The sequence below is a fragment of the Oceanospirillum sp. genome, from assembly GCF_048265165.1.
Lineage (GTDB): Bacteria > Pseudomonadota > Gammaproteobacteria > Pseudomonadales > Halomonadaceae > Oceanospirillum.
Genome location: NZ_JBLXCD010000002.1, coordinates 39,511 through 58,355 on the forward strand (window position 1 = coordinate 39,511; position 18,845 = coordinate 58,355).

General features: G+C 49.4%; 12 protein-coding genes. 5 read left to right on the forward strand and 7 right to left on the reverse strand.

What is annotated here, in order from left to right; all coding sequences use genetic code 11:
* Nucleotides 1–204: 204 nt before the first annotated feature.
* From ACN0R8_RS03765 to ACN0R8_RS03795, 7 genes are all read right to left on the reverse strand, one after another.
* Nucleotides 205–1,584, reverse strand: a complete 1,380-nt coding sequence (locus ACN0R8_RS03765) for a hypothetical protein (RefSeq protein ID WP_417595242.1) — start codon at nt 1,582–1,584, stop codon at nt 205–207.
* 401 nt (nt 1,585–1,985) lie between these two features.
* Nucleotides 1,986–4,124 (reverse strand): CHASE2 domain-containing protein, encoded by a 2,139-nt coding sequence (locus ACN0R8_RS03770; protein ID WP_417595244.1) that lies wholly within the window; start codon nt 4,122–4,124, stop codon nt 1,986–1,988.
* Nucleotides 4,125–4,328: 204 nt separating this feature from the next.
* On the reverse strand, nt 4,329–6,206 hold the full coding sequence (locus ACN0R8_RS03775) for a PIG-L deacetylase family protein (protein ID WP_417595246.1): 1,878 nt from the start codon (nt 6,204–6,206) through the stop codon (nt 4,329–4,331).
* Nucleotides 6,184–7,407: a glycosyltransferase family 4 protein gene (locus ACN0R8_RS03780; protein WP_417595248.1), complete on the reverse strand. Its 1,224-nt coding sequence runs from the start codon at nt 7,405–7,407 to the stop codon at nt 6,184–6,186. The genes ACN0R8_RS03775 and ACN0R8_RS03780 overlap by 23 nt, the downstream gene beginning before the upstream one ends.
* Nucleotides 7,404–8,693 (reverse strand): ABC transporter ATP-binding protein, encoded by a 1,290-nt coding sequence (locus tag ACN0R8_RS03785; RefSeq protein ID WP_417595250.1) that lies wholly within the window; start codon nt 8,691–8,693, stop codon nt 7,404–7,406. The genes ACN0R8_RS03780 and ACN0R8_RS03785 overlap by 4 nt, the downstream gene beginning before the upstream one ends.
* Nucleotides 8,683–9,489 carry an ABC transporter permease gene (locus tag ACN0R8_RS03790; RefSeq protein ID WP_417595252.1) on the reverse strand — a complete coding sequence of 269 codons (807 nt, stop codon included), beginning with the start codon at nt 9,487–9,489 and terminating at the stop codon, nt 8,683–8,685. The genes ACN0R8_RS03785 and ACN0R8_RS03790 overlap by 11 nt, the downstream gene beginning before the upstream one ends.
* Nucleotides 9,490–9,694: 205 nt before the next feature.
* A complete protein-coding gene (locus tag ACN0R8_RS03795; protein WP_417595254.1) occupies nt 9,695–10,429 on the reverse strand; it encodes a Crp/Fnr family transcriptional regulator in 735 nt (244 codons plus the stop codon).
* Between the two features lie 464 nt (nt 10,430–10,893).
* Between ACN0R8_RS03795 and ACN0R8_RS03800 the strand changes: the two genes are divergently transcribed.
* The 5 genes from ACN0R8_RS03800 (at nt 10,894) to ACN0R8_RS03820 (ending at nt 18,735) form a co-directional block, all read left to right on the forward strand.
* The gene (locus tag ACN0R8_RS03800) at nt 10,894–12,630 is read left to right on the forward strand and encodes a FecR family protein (RefSeq protein ID WP_417595256.1); all 1,737 of its coding nucleotides are present in this window, start codon (nt 10,894–10,896) and stop codon (nt 12,628–12,630) included.
* A gap of 56 nt (nt 12,631–12,686) precedes the next feature.
* A complete protein-coding gene (locus tag ACN0R8_RS03805) occupies nt 12,687–13,487 on the forward strand; it encodes a SapC family protein (protein ID WP_417595258.1) in 801 nt (266 codons plus the stop codon).
* 338 nt (nt 13,488–13,825) lie between these two features.
* A complete protein-coding gene (locus tag ACN0R8_RS03810; protein ID WP_417595260.1) occupies nt 13,826–15,520 on the forward strand; it encodes a type I secretion system permease/ATPase in 1,695 nt (564 codons plus the stop codon).
* 26 nt (nt 15,521–15,546) lie between these two features.
* A complete protein-coding gene (locus ACN0R8_RS03815) occupies nt 15,547–17,091 on the forward strand; it encodes an HlyD family type I secretion periplasmic adaptor subunit (RefSeq protein WP_417595262.1) in 1,545 nt (514 codons plus the stop codon).
* Between the two features lie 330 nt (nt 17,092–17,421).
* On the forward strand, nt 17,422–18,735 hold the full coding sequence (locus tag ACN0R8_RS03820) for a TolC family protein (RefSeq protein ID WP_417595263.1): 1,314 nt from the start codon (nt 17,422–17,424) through the stop codon (nt 18,733–18,735).
* The last annotated feature ends 110 nt before the right edge of the window (nt 18,736–18,845 follow it).

Consider the following 18,845-nt stretch of genomic DNA (forward strand, 5'->3'; position numbering starts at 1 on the left):
ATAGTCATTTAGGTCAATAGTAACAACCCCTTATGCGGCAAAAACCGCGGCAGGTCACACTTATTCACGTTGGTTACATACTGTTTAAGTTGGTGCGCTTTTTACTGACAATCCGCTAACAATGGCGCGTGTTTCTGATGCGCCGGCATCCTGGATTCCATAAGAAGCCGCTGGGGTCTGCAGCGGTATTGGCTGACATACGCTTTAAAAGCGCCAATCGATACCCAGGTTAATGCGGGTGGCGTTGTAGTCGAACAGTTCAATATTGCTCTGTTGAATACTGCGTTGCAGACTTAGCTCGGCATCCAGGCGGGAGGTGATCTTTTGACGTACCTGGCCGCTGAACTGGGTGTTGCTGACTTCCCGGGGGTTGTTGCTGTCTAAAACAGGACTGTAACCCTGCTGATCCCATGTATTGCTGTGACGGGTGGTCAGGCTCCATAACCGGGCACCCTCTATATACTGCAGAGAGACAAGCAGGTCAGCCAGCCAACGATCCCGGCCTTCACGCTGACTCAGGGCTTTGTTAAAGGCTATACCGGCCTGGGTATAAAGCTGTAAACGCGGCGTCAGCAAACATTGAATACTGGGCTGAACCCGATACTCCATGGCGTCTTGCCGATGGTCCTGCGGGTAGTGTTGGCGGCTAAACTGTAGCTCCAGATCAGTATGGCATTGGGAGGCCAGGGGCTGTCGGGTTTCCAACTGCAACTCCAGTGACTGATATAAACTACTGCGGTTATACCAAAACTGTTTCGCGGCGATCCCCCAGGCAAGATGCTGATTGGTCTGACTGGTGGCTTTCATTTGTGGCGCAGTGGTTACGCTTTTATATAGCAGATCGAGCTGTTGATGATCATGCCGCAGGTTGCTGGCGCTCATCTGGTCGTCAATACCGGTGCGAGTATAGAAACCTGCCTGCCAGTATCGAATACCGGTTTTATGCAGACGCATATGCTTGATACTGGCGTCAAGATTAACAACCTGCCCACTAATCGGCTGGCTGCTTCTGTCCAGGGCGAGCGTGGTGTTCAGACCATCGGTCAGGGTCAGGTCGCTCAGGTCCGGGGCGGTGTTGAGGTTGCTGTCGTAGCCCCAGGCGGCAGATAACTGAAAATCTGTCCGCTGCAGGCGTTCCGACCAAAGTTTCTGACGCTGCTCTAACTGGCTGCGCACTTGTGTAGGCAGGTCATCCCGCTGCAATAGCTGCTGATTCAGATCATAAGCGGTAAGTGGCTGGCCCATTGCATTCAGCGCCTGGGCGTAATCCATTAATGCCTGCCCATGCACAGGGTTCAGCATCAGGGTGCGTTCCAGGGTGTCCTGTGCATCAGCCAGATGCCCGGTGTAGAGTTCTGCCGCGCCCATAAAAGCCAAAAAACCGGCATGGTGATAACATGCCATCTTATACGGCTGCACCAGCTGATAACGTACGGCCCATTGTGAAGGCACGGTATCTGTGTCTGCCTTAGCACTGGCGTTTATCGCTTGCCGGACAAGGTCCTGGCACTGCCCTGCCTCCAGTTTTAATGGCTGAGCATCAGGCGACAACATCAGGGGAGCTTGGGCATAGCTTTTATTCATGCCTGCCAAACCCAGGATCAGAGCCAGACTAAGAGAAAGCGTGCTGAGCTGGATACTCCGAAATGAAGTACGGATGCCGATAAATGATGACCCTGAAAGAAAAGATAACCGTGAAACTGTCGTTTGGGGCCTAAACAGGCTGACGCCTTGATCCTTAAAGCATGGTTGTATCATTGTACGTTCTTAAATTAAGTAGGGCTGTTATTTTTGTCATTCTTCTGATATCCACAAGACTGCCGTGTCTACGCTATAACGCTATAACTCTGATCGTTAACAATACTAATAAACAGCTTAAATAAACAATATGGCTACTTCTTTTGCTTTATCTGAAGGTGGGCGATTATGCCCCATACAAACAAGGCTAACCAGTATCAAAATGTTTTTTGCGACAAACTTCGCATTTACTTTGAGCTTGTGACCTGACGATACGCCTGAAGAGAGGTGACGCCGCTGTCCTGCAGCTGGTGAAGTTCATCCGTGTCATCGGAGTCATTCAGATCGCTGCTGGGAACCTGCTTTAACAGCTCCTGCTGGCTTGGTGCATACAAAACCTGGGGTCTGCGCGCACTTTCCAGCAGGTAGGAGCCGATTGCCTGACAGCTCTGTTTTGGCAAATAACGTGCTAGCGCCTGGCTGCACAGTGTGGGGTAGGCCAGATCCTGGGTCATGCTTTGCAGACTCAGCGCCTGGGTAACCGCTTCACCCAGAATCATTTGTGTGCGGTTACGGGCAGAGCCCAGCCGACCATGGGTAACACTGCCGACGGCGATGCCGATACCTAAACCCAGAGGGGCGGTATCGCTTAGAGCCGTTTTTTCCAACAGTGGCTGCACCGCCTGATGTATTGCTGACGCGGCAAGCCAGGCGTTTTCTGCATGCTGCTGATTACTTTGTTCACTTCCGGCCTGATTTGCGCCGGGGTCGGTATCATCATCTATGGACCAAACCGCCAGCAGGGCGTCAGCTCTTAACTCATAAAGCGTACCCTGATGCTTGCTGATTTCCTGACTTGCCAGGGTAAAAAAGCCATGTAGCAGGTGCACTGTCGCTTCCGGGGAGCTTTTCTGCTGATAAGCAGAAAAGTTCCTTAAATCTGCGCTTAAAATAATGCAGCGTGATTTTTTAGCGTGCAGTTGCCCGGTGGGCAAATGAAATGCGATTTCACTGGCGATATTCTCTGGCAGATAGCTGCTTAGATTATCATAAAGTCTTTGTTTCTCATGGCGGTTGCGCAGGTATTCCAATGCGGTCAATGACAGGGCTGCGATCAGGCTATATAAGGCCAGTGGCAACCATCCAAGCCAAAGCTGATGCTGCATTCCCCAAAAGTGCACGCCGATGGCGGCCAGGGGCAGTAACAAGGGCGCACTCAGTAACGCAGCACGGGACAGACGATTCTGATGCACGTTTACACGGCTGGACAGCAACAACAGCAGCAACAATGTCAGACCGATAGAAAACACCTGATAAACGATCTGGACTTTTGGTGTGTACGGCACCTGCTGATCCAGTAGGCTGGCAATCATTCTCGCCTGTATCTCAACACCGGGTGTTAACCCGCTATGGGGACTGGGCACAAGGTCACCCAAACCAAAGGCGGTTGCGCCAACAACAACCCAGCGGTTTTTTAGTCGGTTGGGGTCTATGCGCCCGGCGATAACATCTGCTGCGGATATCTGAGTAAAGCTACCCGGTGCTTTGCTGTAATCAACCCGCATTAATCCTTCGTTATTTACAGGGATTTGCAGCAGCGGATAATCCCGGGAGGTAATTAGCCAGGGAGCCTGAGTTGCTCCTGAATCGGCGCTCCATTCCAGGTCTTTAATATTCAGGTTGTGCAGCAAAGTGGCCAGAGCCAATGACGGGTACACTTGCCCTTTATAGCAAACTAATGGTGCCTGAAAGCGCACGGCTCCGTCCGGGTCAATTTCAGGGCTGATATGTCCGGCTCTGATGCGCGGTGCATTAACATCAGAACCCGCCCCTGCAATCAGACCTGAGGTATTAGCTAAGTAACCGTGGGCAACGGGCATGGCTGGGTGACAGGCCTGATTGAGCGCACCGGTGAGCACACCGGTTCGGTATGATTTCTGTTGCGCATCTAGCTGGGGTATCTGACCTACGAGGGCATTATTGGTTAGCAGGGCCTGATTCAGCAGAGGGTCACCTTGCCGGGCTTCCGGGAAAACCAGATCATAAACCTGGCTGGTCACGCCGTATTCTTTTAACCTGTCCGACAGCTCTGCAAAGGTCGCCCTTGACCAGGGCCAGGCACCTAGTTCCTGCAGGCTTTCATCATCGATGGCGACAATAACAATTCGCTCTTCTGGCGTAGTGTCAGGCTTCATCTGCCACGCCAGACTGCCCGTGCGCTCTTCAATCAGCGTAGCAGGCTCTTCAAACAGCCACTGCAAACCAAAAGCCACCACACTGGCCAACAAAATCACAGCCAAACGCGAGCCCAGCGGCGTTACGCTAAGGCTGTAAGGCAGGGATTCAGGCATCTGCTTTTGTTCTGTGGTGCTTGGTTTGTGTTTCATTATAAAACCTAGTGGCGGTCTTGTTATCGCGTCGTTATCACAGGACAGTTATCGAATATTGAACATAGTGTAATAAGTTACGACTTCTTCTGACGTGATAGCGATCACATCAAAACACGCCTTTGCAAAAACCCGCCTATTAAGTACTATTTTTTTGTTTAAAAAGGACTGCATTCGGGACGATTTGATCAGCCAGGTTCCGGCTTAACGGAAGTCGGTATCGGCTCCAAGCATCCAGCAGTGGTTTTTAATCTGTATTGCCAGTGGTGCGTCAAGGCTGTCTGCCGGTAACGCCATGTACCCTTGCCCTGTCACTTCAGATTCGCCGGGGTGGTGCAGACTTTGCGCGTGCCGCTGCAACTCATCTATCGCTCGCCTTGTACCCCATGCAGTGGTGTGCTCTGCACCCTGCTTGTGGCTATGGTTAATAATGGCTGCAATAAGTTTCTGAGCACTGTCGGGGTGATCGCCGGTAAGGGCCAGATCCATAATTTCAACCTGTAGTACACGATCGCCCTGATACCTGTGCTGGAGCACCGCGACGCCACGCAGACGGCCCCAGCGATATAGCTTCAGTATCCGGTAATCTTTTTGGGGGTGCTGTCGGAAACGCTGCTGCCAGTAGTCGCCTGTTTTTTCCAGCCAAAACACATTATCTGCATCTGTCATAAAGGGTTTTAATGCATTAACCCACTGCCAGTTTTTTTGCCGACGGCATGATTTTGTAGTCACTTGCCAGCCCAGCCCCATGGGGTTCGGCGGGCTGAGGTGTTCCCAGTAAGCCAGGTCGTCACCTTCCTGATACAGGCCAAGCCGTATGCCCAGCTTTAAGGCTCGGGCGGTGGGAAAACCATAGGCCATCTGATAAGCCCGCTGCGCCCCTAATTGTTCGTGTAAAAACAAGCGACTAACGGAGGCAAAAACACTGTGCTGCTTAGTGGCAAAACGATAAGCCTGAGCCACCATTACATCCGCCTGCTGGGCAACATTTAAGGTGCGGCCATGCCAACGCCCCTGGCGCGATAATGCACCGTAGTAAGCGATAACATTCTGGTTCTGGTCAACGGCGACGGTTCCGGCCTGGGGCTCGCGACCGTACTTTGTTAGCCACCAGTTTTCTTCCGGGGTTTGCTGAAAAACCTCAATAAATAAGCTGCGCAGCGCTGCGGCATCTTGCTTACAGGCGTAACGCACTTGATATTTTTTGGCTGAGGTTGCAGATGCGTTTGAGGCGCTGCTTTTTTCAGGCCCGGACTCCGTCACGTTCCCGGCAAGCTGAAGGTGATAATAAGCTTCGGCGTATTGACCTTCTGCCGCCAGATCTCCGCTTAACAGACTTCGGTAGGCCGCCAATGCTTCTGTTGCCCGTAAATAGTTGCCACAGGACAGTGCAGTTTTATGCTGCTGTAAGGCGGCGATTTTCTTATGCCAAACTGTGCTGATATTCAGAATATGAGTGGCCGGTAGCGGAGTCCACACCTCGTAAAACAGCACCCCCTGGGACAAAGGCAGTTCTTTATAATCGGACTCGGTGCAAACCGTTCCGTTACCGGCAAGGCCGTTATAGACGGCGTCTTTATAAACAGACAAAGCTCTGCGACCCGTGGCGGCATGATCAGGGTGCATATCCTGTAACCACGGAGCGATGATTAAGCTGGGCTGATAACTGACGATACTGGCTTGTATTTTTTCCTTTAAATCCGCTTCCTGATTCAGGCCACCGTCAGCAAGCTGCCAGCACTCCCATGTTAAGCCATCACCTAGCTGCTTAACGGCTTGCCCCAACTCCTGTTGCCGACGCTGGGCAGCCCCTTCCGGTAAACCACCGGCACCGGAACCATCACTGACAAGAATCAGGTGCGTGGGTATATTATGCTCTGCAAGCAGTGCCAATAAACCACCGCAGCCAATGCTCTCATCATCGGGATGCGGTATAAGTACCAGGGCTTTTCTGATCCTCTGTATTTCCAGCGGTTTAGGCGGTGCCTGTGCTGCTGTCTGTAACAGCGCCTGTACCTGAGATTCTGTGCTCGCTTCCATTGCGCCTTCAATAAGCCGGTTAACTGCTGAGCTGCTGTTCATAATAATTCGCTATCTGTTCCCAGGTCAGCCAGCTCTTGCTGGCTTGCCGTGCTTTGTTTCGCCAATAGTTGTAGGTATCGGGGTTGCTCAGCAGGTCTGCCATAGCATCTGCCAGGCGGGCAGAGCCCTGCTCTGCTAAGTCGGTGCTGCTGTCTGCTGTCTGCCCCATAGGAATCAGGCAGGCACCCAGTCCAAGAACTTCACCACTTCCCCCCTGACTGGGGGCTATAACGGGTACGCCTGCGGCGATAGCTTCCCGGTTAGCCTGGCCGTACGATTCTGCAGCACAGGTGCTGACGTAAAGGTCAGCCGCAGCCAATGTCCAGCTGATGTCGGCTTCAAAGCGGATAACAGGCTTGTGACTCAAATTTAATTGTTCGGCTAAGTCCTGCAGATTCTGGGGATCACCACCTCCGGCGATAATAACCTGCACCGGGATACCGTATTTGTGTTCAAGCAGGGCGCAAGCTTTGATCAACACAGGGAAATTTTTCACTGGGGCTAGTCGACCTACCGCAACAACCGTGAATAACTGATCGGAGGCTGGTTTGCCAAAGTGTTTCAGTGCGGCAGCTTTGTCGGGGCGTTCAATTTCAGGTCGCCCGTATCCCATTACAGTAATTTTGTGCTGCTCTTTTTCTAAATGCAGGTCCCTGACCAGTGCAGCCTTTGCAATATGAGAGGGTATAAATACATGGTCAGCCCCCATTAAAACCCGGCGCTCGGCTTTTAACAGACGCTTGTACATTTTATCAGGAATATCCAGGCCATCCTGAGCCACTGCCCAGGTAAAGCTGCCTAGGCCATGTTCTGTGACAATCAGCTTAAAAGGCCGCTTTAAGCATTTTTTTCGTAATAAACCCAGCTTTATCCCCCATACCAACCAAGGGTCATGAGCCCAAACATGGGTGACATGAGTGGCGATAGCTCGGGTCGCGGCCGCAATTCCCTGCACGATACGCTCGGCTATGGCCGGGGCCAGGTTAGCGAATACAGGGGTTAACCACCGGCTGATTTTAGGGTGCCATCGCTGATGGGCATGATGGCAGCTCTCTTTGGAAAAATAATCAATATGATGCCCCCTGCTTGCTAATACCTGCAGCAGCGGCTGCAGGGTTTTACCTAAACCGTAGGCTTTATCCTGTTGGTTTTCTCTGGTAACAATCAGGAGCCTCATAGGCGTACCGTTCAATGGACTCATTTTTGCGATGCTTTGTCAGCGTTTTCTACGGCTGTTTCAGCTTCTGCAGCGGTGGAGTCTACAAGGGAAGCCCCTGCGTGCCATTCTCGCTCTATATGGAATACGCCCTGCTCCAGACTAAAGTCCGGTGATTGCATTTTAAAACGGGCGGCGGGTATCTGTTGATCGTAAAACAGGATGCCCTGTTCGCATAACAGATAAACCTCAACCCAGTATTCACCTTTTAATAAGGGGAGTTGGGGGAAGTCTAAACGCGCACAGCCTTTGCCATCATCGCTTTGCTGCTGTTTGAATTCGTCAATCTGAGAACTGGCACTGGCGATCAGACGTCCGTCTGCGGCGTGCAGGGTGGTCGCAAGAGAGGGTGCGGGATGCCCAGCGGGGCCTTGCCAGCTGACATAGAGACTTAAACAGCTTTGCCCTGTGATTCCGACGGGAATTTTGGTTTGAGTTGCCGGTTTGCCATCCAGACTGACGCTCACCTGTTTAAACTGCGGCCGCCCTGGGTCCTGCGGTTGATCGGGCACAGGCAGCGAGGTATCTCCCTGCTCGATTCCATATAAAAACCCTTCGTAGCTGTGTATCACATCGGAGGGTTTCCCCTGAGCAATAACCTCACCCTGATGCAGCCAAAGTGCCCGGTTGCAGATCGCCTCCACCTGATAAAGGTTATGCGAGCAGAACAGAATGGTTTTGCCGGATTCTTTCAGCTGCATAATACGGTCAAAAGACTTTTTGGCGAAGGCACCATCACCAACACTCAGGGCTTCGTCGATCACCAGTACGTCGGGGTCTACGCAGACGGCAACGGCAAAAGCAAGCCGGACAAACATACCACTGGAGTATGTCTTGACCGGTTGATCGATGGCATCACCTATCTCAGAGAAGCGGTGTATCTCTTCAAACTTTGCTTCGAGTTCACTACGGCTTAAACCCAAAATAGCGCCGTTGAGAAAAACGTTCTCACGCCCGGTAAATTCGGGGTTAAAGCCGGAGCCGAGCTCCAGCAAAGCGGCAATCCGTCCTTTGATCGACACGCTGCCACTACTGGGTTGCAGGGTGCCGCAAATAAGCTGCAGCAAGGTTGATTTACCGGCACCGTTACGCCCAATCAGACCAACAATATCTCCTTGCCCTACCGTTAAATCCATAGACTTAAGGGCGACAAAAGGCTTGGATTTGTTTTTTACAAAGGGCAGTGATTCTATCAGTCGATCTGAAGGTTTACGGAACAGACGATAGGTTTTGCTAACGTCTTTTAATGCGATAACAGGTTTAGAGGACATCGGCAAACCCCCGACGTAGTTTGGCAAACAGAAACGCGCCCATTATGGCTGTAGCTACGGAAAACAGGCTAAAAATAACCAGCGATGATATTTCAGGCCAGGGGCTGCCGAGGAAAACCGTCCGGGACAGCTCTATAATGAGTGTCAGAGGGTTCAGGTGAATCCATTGCTGCGCCCAGTCCGGCAGCATAGACACGGGATAAAAAATGGGTGAAAGAAACATCAGCGGGGCAGTAATCATGGCCACAATATGCTGGGTGTCGGTAAAGTAGACCCCCAGAGCACCAAAGGCCAGAGCCATACCTAAAAGCATCGGAATAAAAATAAGCAACAACAGGGGCAGATAAATAATATTACCCGGAATACCGCCAGCCAAAAGACTGGCCCCCAACAGAAGAACTCCCAGGCTGATCAGAGCCTGAAAACCAGAGGATAAAACAACGATCCATGGCAGCAACTGAAGAGGAAAGACCACTTTTTTCACCAGATTGGGCTGATTTAAGATCGCACCGGGAGCCCGGGTCATTACATCACTGAAAAAGGTAAAGAATATTAAACCGGCAAACAAATTTAAGGCAAAGTGTACGCCACTGTTTGTGCTTTCCGCTACAACACCCGGCCACCGAGCCTGAAATACAAACTGAAAAACAAAAGTGTAGACAGCCAGCATCATAAGAGGCGTGATAATTGACCAGCCAATACCAAGCCATGATCCCTTATAGCGCTGCACGACATCCCGTTGCGTCATTTGAAACAACAGACCAAAATATTCTTTTGGCCAAAAATATGTTAGCACTATCTGAACCCCTTTGTTCTCAACTTGGTCGTGTTTGATAAGTGTTTATTTCGGTCAATTTTTTGGACGAAATGACCATCCGTATCCCTGATATTTACAGGCGTTCTTAAATTCTCGAACTCTTAAACGAACTCCCGGTTCTCACCATGGGTCCCTGGGCAGGTTATTAATCCCCCACATAAGCAAATAAGCAAGCTACGAACCCTTAAGCCTCACCATGAGCAAGATAATACAGCTTTTCCGGTTGCTTTATAATCAGACTGCTGGTGCCATTTCTTTGCACGATATCCTCAGCCTGCAGAGACTGAAACACCCTGGTGACCGTTTCCCGACTGGTATTAAGCATAATTGCCATCTCCTGATGAGTGGGTGGGTTGGCAATATTGATCTCCTGGGCAAGATCAGGCGTTTTACCATGGCCATCAGCCGCAGGGGAGCTATCCATTAAATCAAGCCCACTTAGCTGGGCCAGCTGACGGTAGATTCTCAGGGGAATACTGGTTAACGATAGTACGGAGCGCTGCTGAGTGAGCTCAATGACGCGACGGGCAAGGCGCTGACTTAAGGCTTTAATCAGGGGGTGAATCTCATACATAACACTTTCAATCGCACTATAGGGCAGCAGCACTACCTGGGATTTTGCCAGGGCCACCACAAACTCGGGGTTAGGGTGATGCCCAAACAATCCAACCTCGCCACAGAAATCCCCCGGTCTTACAAAGTAAAGACCAACTTCTCTGCCATCCACGGTAAAATCAACCCCTTGCAAGCTCCCTTCGAAGAGAAAGCATAGGTTCGATTCAGCCTCGCCCGGATCGATCACAATCTCACGACGTGAGAACTTACGCAGGACAGCATGAGCTGCCAGCGATTCTAATGCCGGGTCGGTTAATTCGTGAAGAAGGTCAAATCGCCTTAAAACTTCGATTGAGACGGCCATTAATCCCTCAAAAAAACCGGTACAAAAAAGCAAAATCAACTAAAAACAAGCAAGCTACAGTCGTCAATCTCATATCATTATGTTTCGGCTGGCGCTGTTAGGTCGCTTTTGTTCCAGCATCCAGCCTTTTATCTTTTTTTAAACCTTGATATATCGAACCACAGGCCCGATATCGCGTTGGGTGGCGCATCTACTGATTAGTTCACGATTAAAGCATAAAATTTAAGCATGGCGTGTGATTGTCATCACGTATACTACCCCGGCACCTTGCTATGATGCTGAAGTAGCAGAGGTGAAAGCACGGGCCATTAAAGTCAATGCAGTGACTGAATAGAATCAATGCGGTGACTGAACTCGCCATACCTCAGCAGTTTATTGTTAACTTGTTGATAGTATTGTCTTTATTTATGCTTGCTTACAAGTACATTTTGCGTTCTCGTAATGCATCAGTAAAAGGTGGAATTATGCAGCAGTCGTCAGTCAACGAGCACTTGGTATCAGGCAAATTTTGCTCAACACTGGGTGTGTCGTTTCGTACCTTACTTAACAAGACATACTGCCTGTCTTTTCTTGTTGTGTGGGTCGTTGCTTCTGCGACCTCGTCGCTCACGTATGCGGCAGAGAATAACGTCGGCAAGATAACCTTAGCGATAGGCCAGGCGGTTATTGAGCGCAGTGACGGCAGAAAACAGGATGCCAGCACCGGCATGAATCTTTATTCCGGTGATACTCTTACCACATTTTCCAGTGGCTACCTGCACCTGCAGTTTATTGATAATGCCCTTTTGAGTATGCGCCCCGGCAGTCGGCTTTCTATTGAAATGTACGACTACGACCCAAAATCACCCGAACTGAACGCGGTACGTTTTAATTTGGAAGAGGGTCTTGCCCGCTCGGTATCTGGCAGCGCGGCCAAACAAAACAATCAGAAGTTTCGTTTAAATACGCCCATTGCAGCCATTGGTGTTCGCGGTACTGATTTTACTGTATTGGCCGATGCGGACAGGGTTCGCACCTTTGTTAGTGAAGGCGCTATCGTTGTTTCTCCTTTTTCCAGCGAGTGCCACTCACTGGCCCTTGGCCCTTGTGCCAAAGATGGTATTGAGCTTAAAGGTAACAGCAATCAATTGGTCGAGTTCAGTTCTTTCTCTGTTCGCCCGCAACTGCTTCAACTCGCTCTTGAGACAACGCCAACGTCTAACTTGCTGTTAAATGATGAGCTGCTAGCGAAGCTTACACCCGCTTCTGAAAACCTTCTTCTAACAAACACTCAGACCCGTGTTGCCGCTCAGTCTTCAGAAGGGCAGGACAAAAGCAATGGTGCGAACGCTTCAGAGGACACTTCGGATGATCCGGCGGTAAACAATACAGCGAAATCAACAGAAAATACGCAAAAAAATGCCGAAAACATCGCGGACGTTACACCGTCTGACGAACAGTCACGGTCTGAAGGCGCTCTTGTGGCAGACAATACGGACTCTTCTGGTAATACGATAGTTCTTGAGGATGCAACCACTGTCTTGTCTGCTGATAACGGCACTAACATAACGTCTGATTCAGATCAGTCGTCAACAGTCGCTATTTTGGCTGATGCTAACGACCAGCACTCTGATCAGTTTGACGGCGCTGAAGTGGTTGATGTCAATGAGTTGATGCCGAAAGATATTCCAAAACAGCAGGAGATGCTGTGGTCCTACACGCCTTCCGATAAGTTTAACGCACCGGATTTTATCTATTCGGATCAACTGGTATCTGCCGGAATTAGCAGCAAGACTCTGGATAAAAGTCTGATTGTGGCGACCGACGGCTTCTCCCTCTATCGCCCGAATGAACTATTTGAAACCGTCAATCCCAATATAGGCAAGGTAAGCTTTGCTCTACAGGATGCAGCAGCATTTTATTATGCCGGTGGAAATCAGTTTGACCTTAATATTGACAGCAGTATGCTGCAGATCGACTTTGGTAAGGGTAAGTTCTCTACCGCCCTCCAGCTAAGCCATGAGGAAACAGGGCAGATTAGCTTCAGTACGTCAGGTGATGTATTAAGTAACGGCCTGTTTAGTAGTCAACAGGCTGACCAGATGCTGGAAGGCGCATCCAGCCTAGATGCAAATGCTGCTGGTTATTACTTTCAAAAGAATATTCCCCATTTAGAGAGCACCATTGACGGTATAACAGTCTGGCAGGCTCCAAAAAAATAAGCGACGGAACAGAGTCTCAATCGTATTCACTTTAATCAATTTCCATAGAGGATTCTATGTCAAGCTACGCTCCACTTTCCCACAGCACTCATAAGTCAGCCGGTTGGGATCTAATCTCCAGCTATGAATTCGCTGCAGGCGATGCATTAGCACCTGTTAGTGTGGCTGAAATATCTCAGCTGATACCCCGCTATACAACAGCATTTTATCGGGCGAATCCTAACGACCCATTGCAGTTCGTAGCGATTCAGGGACTGTATCCTGGTCAGAATCTTTTTGTGACGTCTCAGGGACAATGGTTGGGCGGCTATGTACCTGCGGTATATCGCGGCTACCCATTCCGCATGCTTCCTATCCAGGAAAGCGACAAGCTGGCACTCTGTGTTGACGAGGAAAGCCCGAACTTTAAAGCTCAATTGGGTGAACATAGCCAACCTCTTTTCAATGCTGAAGGTGAGCTGTCCGAACTAGCTTCCCGTGTTAAAGATTTTTTAATCGCCCAGCATCAGCAACGTACAAAAACAGAAGCTCTTCTTAGCCTGCTGGATGAATATGGTGTGATACAGCCCTGGCATATCAAAATTGATGGTTTGCCGGAGTCTATCGCCCCGCACTCAGGTCTATACCATATCAATGAAAAGAAACTTAAGAGCCTGGCACCAGAACAAGTACAGGTTCTCAACCTGCGCGGAGCCTTAGCTTTGGCTTATGCTCAGCTGCTATCCGAACACCGGATGCAGGAACTCTCCAGACTGTTCGATATTCATGCTCGCCACGCTAAAGCGAATGCAGATGCCAGCAATATTGACTTAGAAAAAGTATTTGGCAGCGCTGAAGATGACCTTTTCCGTTTCTAAATCAATAAATAACACCTAAAACCCAGTGTAGCTCCTATATATTTATCCTTTATATAGGGGCTATTCTGGGCCTGTGTTTTTGTTTGTATTGTTTTTCGTGCGTATGTTCCTTTTGCAGAGCTTAAGAGAGAGCCTTTTCTTTATCCTGTGCGACTTAAGAAAGGGCTTTTAATGGTGTATGAGAAGGGCATAAAAGCCCTAAATCATGAGCCTCTTGTGTTTTTTAGCTCTGCCCCCATTTTGAATATACTCCGGGTCTTGTTGCTTATGCTGGCATGCTTATCAAAGTCGCCGACAAGCACAATTTCTGTCGTAAACACCATGAAAGAGAGTTTTAGATGAGTGTCGATATAGCCAGTGATTTAAAAGACGCACTGCGAGCCAGCAAGAAAGGCTTTATTGCGGCAGGCTTTTTTAGTTTTTTTATCAATATCTTAATGCTGACCGCTCCTCTATATATGCTGCAAGTATATGATAGGGTTGTTGCTGCCCGTAGCTTTGATACGTTGGTTTATCTAACCGTAATCATGGTGGGCATGTTTACCATTATGGGGTTGCTGGAGTGGATTCGCTCCAGAATATTGGTCAGGGTTGGTAATCAGTTAGATAATGCATTAAGCCCTCGTATTTATACTGCGATGTTTGAGCAGGGCATACGTCAACCGGAAAAACGCAATGCGCAACCTTTGGCTGACTTAACGGCTGTTCGCCAGTTTATGACCGGGAACGGGCTGTTTGCATTTTTTGACGCCCCCTGGATGCCTATTTATATCGGTCTGTTGTTTATTTTCCATTCCGCTTTTGGCTGGTTTGCAATCTGTGCCGGTATTATTTTGCTGATTGTTGCGATCATCAACGAAAAGGTGACACGCAAACCAATCACTGAAGCCGGTAGTGAGAACATTCAGGCCCAGAACCTTGCTAATAACAATATCAATAACACAGAAGTCCTCCATGCAATGGGGATGCTGCCCAATATTCTGAAACGCTGGTCGTCAAAGCACCAGGAAGTACTATCAAAGCAGACCATAGCCAGTGATAAAGCCGGTGTCTTTGCGAACCTCAGTAAGATACTGCGCATGATGTTCCAGTCTTTGATTTTGGGATTGGGTGCTTTCTTTGTCATTCAGAATGAGATGAGTGCCGGTATGATGATTGCTGGCTCTATCTTAATGGGCCGGGCCCTGGCTCCACTTGATTTATTGATTGGTACTTGGGCAGGTTTTAATGGCGCCCGAACAGCTTATAGCCGCCTCAATAAGCTACTAATTGATATCCCCAGCAATCAGAGAAAAATGTCCTTACCAAACCCTGAGGGCGCACTCATGATCGAAAATGTTCATGCGATTCCTCCTGGTGCAAAAGCAGCAGCGCTTAAAGGGGTTAATTTTTCTATTCAACCAGGCATGCATGTCGGTATTGTAGGCCCAAGTGCAGCAGGTAAGTCTACCCTCTCCCGTATTATCCTGGGATTATGGCCGGTAGCTAATGGCGTGGTACGTCTGGATGGTGCGGATATCAATCACTATAACCGTGACGAATTAGGCCCCAATCTTGGCTATTTGCCACAAGACATTGAGCTGTTTGATGGCTCCATCAGTGAAAATATCGCCCGCTTCGGACCGGTCGATGCCATCAAAGTTGTTGTTGCCGCAAAAAAAGCAGGCGTTCATGAGATGATTCTTGAGCTTCCAAATGGCTATGACACGCGCATTGGTGGTAATGCCGGAGCCTTATCAGGTGGTCAGCGTCAGCGTATCGGTTTAGCTCGGGCCCTATATGGCACCCCTAAGTTACTTGTTCTTGATGAGCCCAATTCCAACTTAGACGACCAAGGTGAAATGGCTTTGGTTAATACCATGCAGACACTCAAACGTGAGGGTGTCACAGTTATTGTTGTCAGCCACCGGCCTTCTATTCTCAGAAATATCGATCAGCTTCTGGTGCTTAAAGACGGAATGATGCAGATGTTTGGTAACAGAGATGATGTGATGCAGGCTTTGGCTCAACAAAAACAGCAGGCAGCATCGTAAATTTCTAATTTTATCTGAGAGTAATCATGAAGAAATCAGTGGTTGAGCCTCCTAAATCAAAAGAGGCAACTGAAGCTAAAGGGGCAACTCCCCAGCCTCAGGAACAGAAAAATACCGGCAATACGCCATTAAAAACCGATAATACAAAAAAACCAAAAACAGATGACACCGAGAAATCCGGTCAGGCACTGGCTAAAGTCGCTACAGGTAAAGCGATGAAAGGCCAGGATCAGAAGTCGGTGAAAACCCAGGCACAGTCTGAATCGGAACTGCTTCAGGTTCCGGTCAATGACAGAACCTATATCATTCTGGGCTTTGCCATTTTACTGCTGAGCCTGGGTACCTTCACTATCTGGGCGGCTTTTGCCCCTCTGAGCAGTGCCGTTATCGCTCAGGGTGAAGTTGTGGTGGACTCCTACAGAAAGTCTATCCAGCATCTTGAAGGCGGCTTGGTTGAGAATATTTTTGTCCGTAACGGTGATCTGGTTCAAGCTGGCGACCCTCTAGTACAGCTTGACCAGACCTCATGGCTGGGTGAGTCAGAAAGTAACCGAAAACGAATGTTCAGCACCCTGGTACAGCTGGAACGTTTACGCAGTGAACAGATGCTTGCCGGTGAAATGGTATACAGCCAGGAGGTACTAGAAGCGACTGAAAGCGATAAAGATCTGGCTGCGGTCCTTGAGCAGAACCGACAACTGCATAAGGCCAGGGTTGCTGCTCATCGCCAGGAGCAACAGGCACTCAAGTCTCGCGCAGCCCAGGCCAGAGAGCAGATTGACGGCCTGAAAGAGCAGCAGTCTATTGTGAATGAGCAGATTGCACTTCTGGAAAAAGAGTACGAGGCCTATACCACGCTGTTAAATGAGCGTTTGGGTGATGGTCAGCGTGCACGGGAGTTGAATCGCCAGATTCTGACCTCTAAAAATGAGGCGGCCCGTCTGCAATCGGAAATTGCGAGAACGGAGCTGGTTGCAGCGGAATACAGTGTTCAACTGAGTAACAATCGCCAAAATTACCTTAAAGATATTGGCGAGCGGATTCAGGCGGCTCAAGCTGACTATTTCGATACCCAGGAGCGCTACCGCATCTCCCAGGATCGCCTGAAGCGAGCCACGATCCGCGCTCCGGAATCCGGCTATATTGTGGGCTTGCAGGTGCACACCATTGGCAGTGTCGCCCGTCCGGGTGCAACGCTGATGGATCTGGTACCGGGTCAGGATAAGTTTGTTGTGGAAACAAAAGTAGCAACCAACGATATCAACAGTATCCACCAGGGCCAGAAAGCCGATGTTCGTTTCTCTGCTTTCAACCAGCGCACCACTAAGGTCATTGAAGGTGAGGTGATCAATATCTCCGCTGACCGCCTGATCAATGAAAATACAGGCGAACCCTATTATCTGACCCGTATTAAAGTAACGGAGAAGGGTAAACAGGATATGAGTGACGAGATGAACTTGATCCCCGGTATGCCTGCGGAAGTGATGATTCGCCGGGAAGATCGTACTCTGTTCAGTTATCTGCTGAAACCGATTGCGGATAGTTTTGCCCGTAGTTTCCGCGAGAAATAGGACTCAACCGAAATGCCCGGAAACCTTTTATGGCTTCTGTCATTGCAGGCATATCAGGCCCGTTGTTAAGACTTATTGTTAAGGGCTTTTTAAGGATCTGTGTATCGTATTTCTGCCTGAGCCTGCTTTTTAGCAGGCCAAATACAGCCAGAGTTACTGCGCCTTCAGGCGCAGTTTGTTTATTGTTGGAGTGTTTTCACCATGTTTTTTTCCGTGTCTGATGATATCCGAACCACTTTTAATCCGGTCCGGTCTGCTTTTATGCCCGTCCGGTACGCAACGGGGGCTCTCCGGTATACAGTCTGCACAATAGCAGGGGCCTTACTCGGTGTGACAGCTCAGGCCCATGCTGAACAGCTTTCATTTCAGGAGGCTGTTGAAGCGGCCCTCAGTCATGACTCTCAATACAGTGCGGCAAAGGCAACGTTTCAGTCTGAAAAAGAAGAAGTAGCCCTGTCCAGAAGTCGGCTTTTGCCAAGCATTGATCTTTCTGCACGCTATAGTCATGAAGATTCAACCAATATCTATACGGATGAAGCCAGTGACTATTACAACCCGGATCAGCCACGCTCCTCCGGTGTTCTTGATGATACCTATTGGAGAATTTCCCTCAGTCAGCCGTTACTGGATATCAGTGCCTATCGCAACCTGAAGGCCAGTCATGCGTCTGTTGAAGCTGCACGCTACAGACTGGCAGAGGCGGAGCAAAGCCTGGTTTACCGTACCGCTGAGCGCTATCTGGCCGTTTTGTATAATGCTCAGCTGGTTTATCTGAATAAGAATATTCATGAAGCCCTGTCACTGAAATACCAGCAGTCTCAGCGTCGGGCCAGTCTGGGGGTTGGTGATGAGCTTGAACTCCTGGAACTGGAATCCCGCCGCGACTTGGCTCAAACGGATTACCTGAAGGCCAAAAGTGATCTGGAAGATGAGAGAACAAAACTCAGGATCATCACCGGCAGAAACTTTACCCCTTCTGAGGCCTGGGCTGCCAAGGCTCACGCGATAAACCCGCCTCTTATGACCCTGTCCGAGGAGGAGGTTATCGCTTCGGCCCGTAACAATCAGCTCTTTCTGGAAAGTACCGCAACCCTTAGGCAAGCTGTTTTATCTGAAAGCGCGAATAAAGCCTCTTACTACCCGACACTTTCCCTTAGTCTGGATTACAGCGACCGCGACTCCGATGATGAGTTCAGGGAGAGTGAAGCCTTTATAGCGGCTATCAATCTGAGCCTCAATCTTTATGGTGGTGGCAAAACCAGCGCTTATCTTCGTCAGGCAACGGCAAAAGTTAACGCCCAAGAGGCCCGACGTGATGGCGTACTTAAGGATTCCGAGCAAAAAATCAGTCTTGCCTATGCCCGTAAAAAGAACTTGGAAGAGCGCCTGATCGCTCTGAAACGCTCTATACAATCCAGTGAACGCTATCTGGAAGCGGCCGAACGAGGAAGAGATCTCAATCTGCGAAGCCAGGTTGATGTTCTTGATGCGCGTACTCAAACATTGGATGTAAAGCTGAGACTGGCTGAGGCTATGAATGAATACCTACTGTCGGATCTGCAGCTGCAGTATCAGTCCGGCCAGCTGGACAGAGATTATGTGGCATTTTATGACACCTTATTTTCTGAAGCGCTGAGCCACTGATTGTTTTAACCATATTATTGATTAAGTTATTTAAAGCCGGTATTGCAAAAAATTATGATAACTGAACAATCCTCCGGGAAAACATCGTTCAGTATTATTTTCAGGAGCAT

What these genes read in the sequence shown, in the direction of transcription:
- ACN0R8_RS03765 (WP_417595242.1), bottom strand. Translation starts at nt 1,584, where the DNA reads ATGAATAAAAGCTATGCCCAAGCTCCCCTGATGTTGTCGCCTGATGCT.
- ACN0R8_RS03770 (WP_417595244.1), bottom strand. Translation starts at nt 4,124, where the DNA reads ATGAAACACAAACCAAGCACCACAGAACAAAAGCAGATGCCTGAATCC.
- ACN0R8_RS03775 (WP_417595246.1), bottom strand. Translation starts at nt 6,206, where the DNA reads ATGAACAGCAGCTCAGCAGTTAACCGGCTTATTGAAGGCGCAATGGAA.
- ACN0R8_RS03780 (WP_417595248.1), bottom strand. Translation starts at nt 7,407, where the DNA reads ATGAGTCCATTGAACGGTACGCCTATGAGGCTCCTGATTGTTACCAGA.
- ACN0R8_RS03785 (WP_417595250.1), bottom strand. Translation starts at nt 8,693, where the DNA reads ATGTCCTCTAAACCTGTTATCGCATTAAAAGACGTTAGCAAAACCTAT.
- ACN0R8_RS03795 (WP_417595254.1), bottom strand. Translation starts at nt 10,429, where the DNA reads ATGGCCGTCTCAATCGAAGTTTTAAGGCGATTTGACCTTCTTCACGAA.
- ACN0R8_RS03800 (WP_417595256.1), top strand. Translation starts at nt 10,894, where the DNA reads ATGCAGCAGTCGTCAGTCAACGAGCACTTGGTATCAGGCAAATTTTGC.
- ACN0R8_RS03805 (WP_417595258.1), top strand. Translation starts at nt 12,687, where the DNA reads ATGTCAAGCTACGCTCCACTTTCCCACAGCACTCATAAGTCAGCCGGT.
- ACN0R8_RS03810 (WP_417595260.1), top strand. Translation starts at nt 13,826, where the DNA reads ATGAGTGTCGATATAGCCAGTGATTTAAAAGACGCACTGCGAGCCAGC.
- ACN0R8_RS03815 (WP_417595262.1), top strand. Translation starts at nt 15,547, where the DNA reads ATGAAGAAATCAGTGGTTGAGCCTCCTAAATCAAAAGAGGCAACTGAA.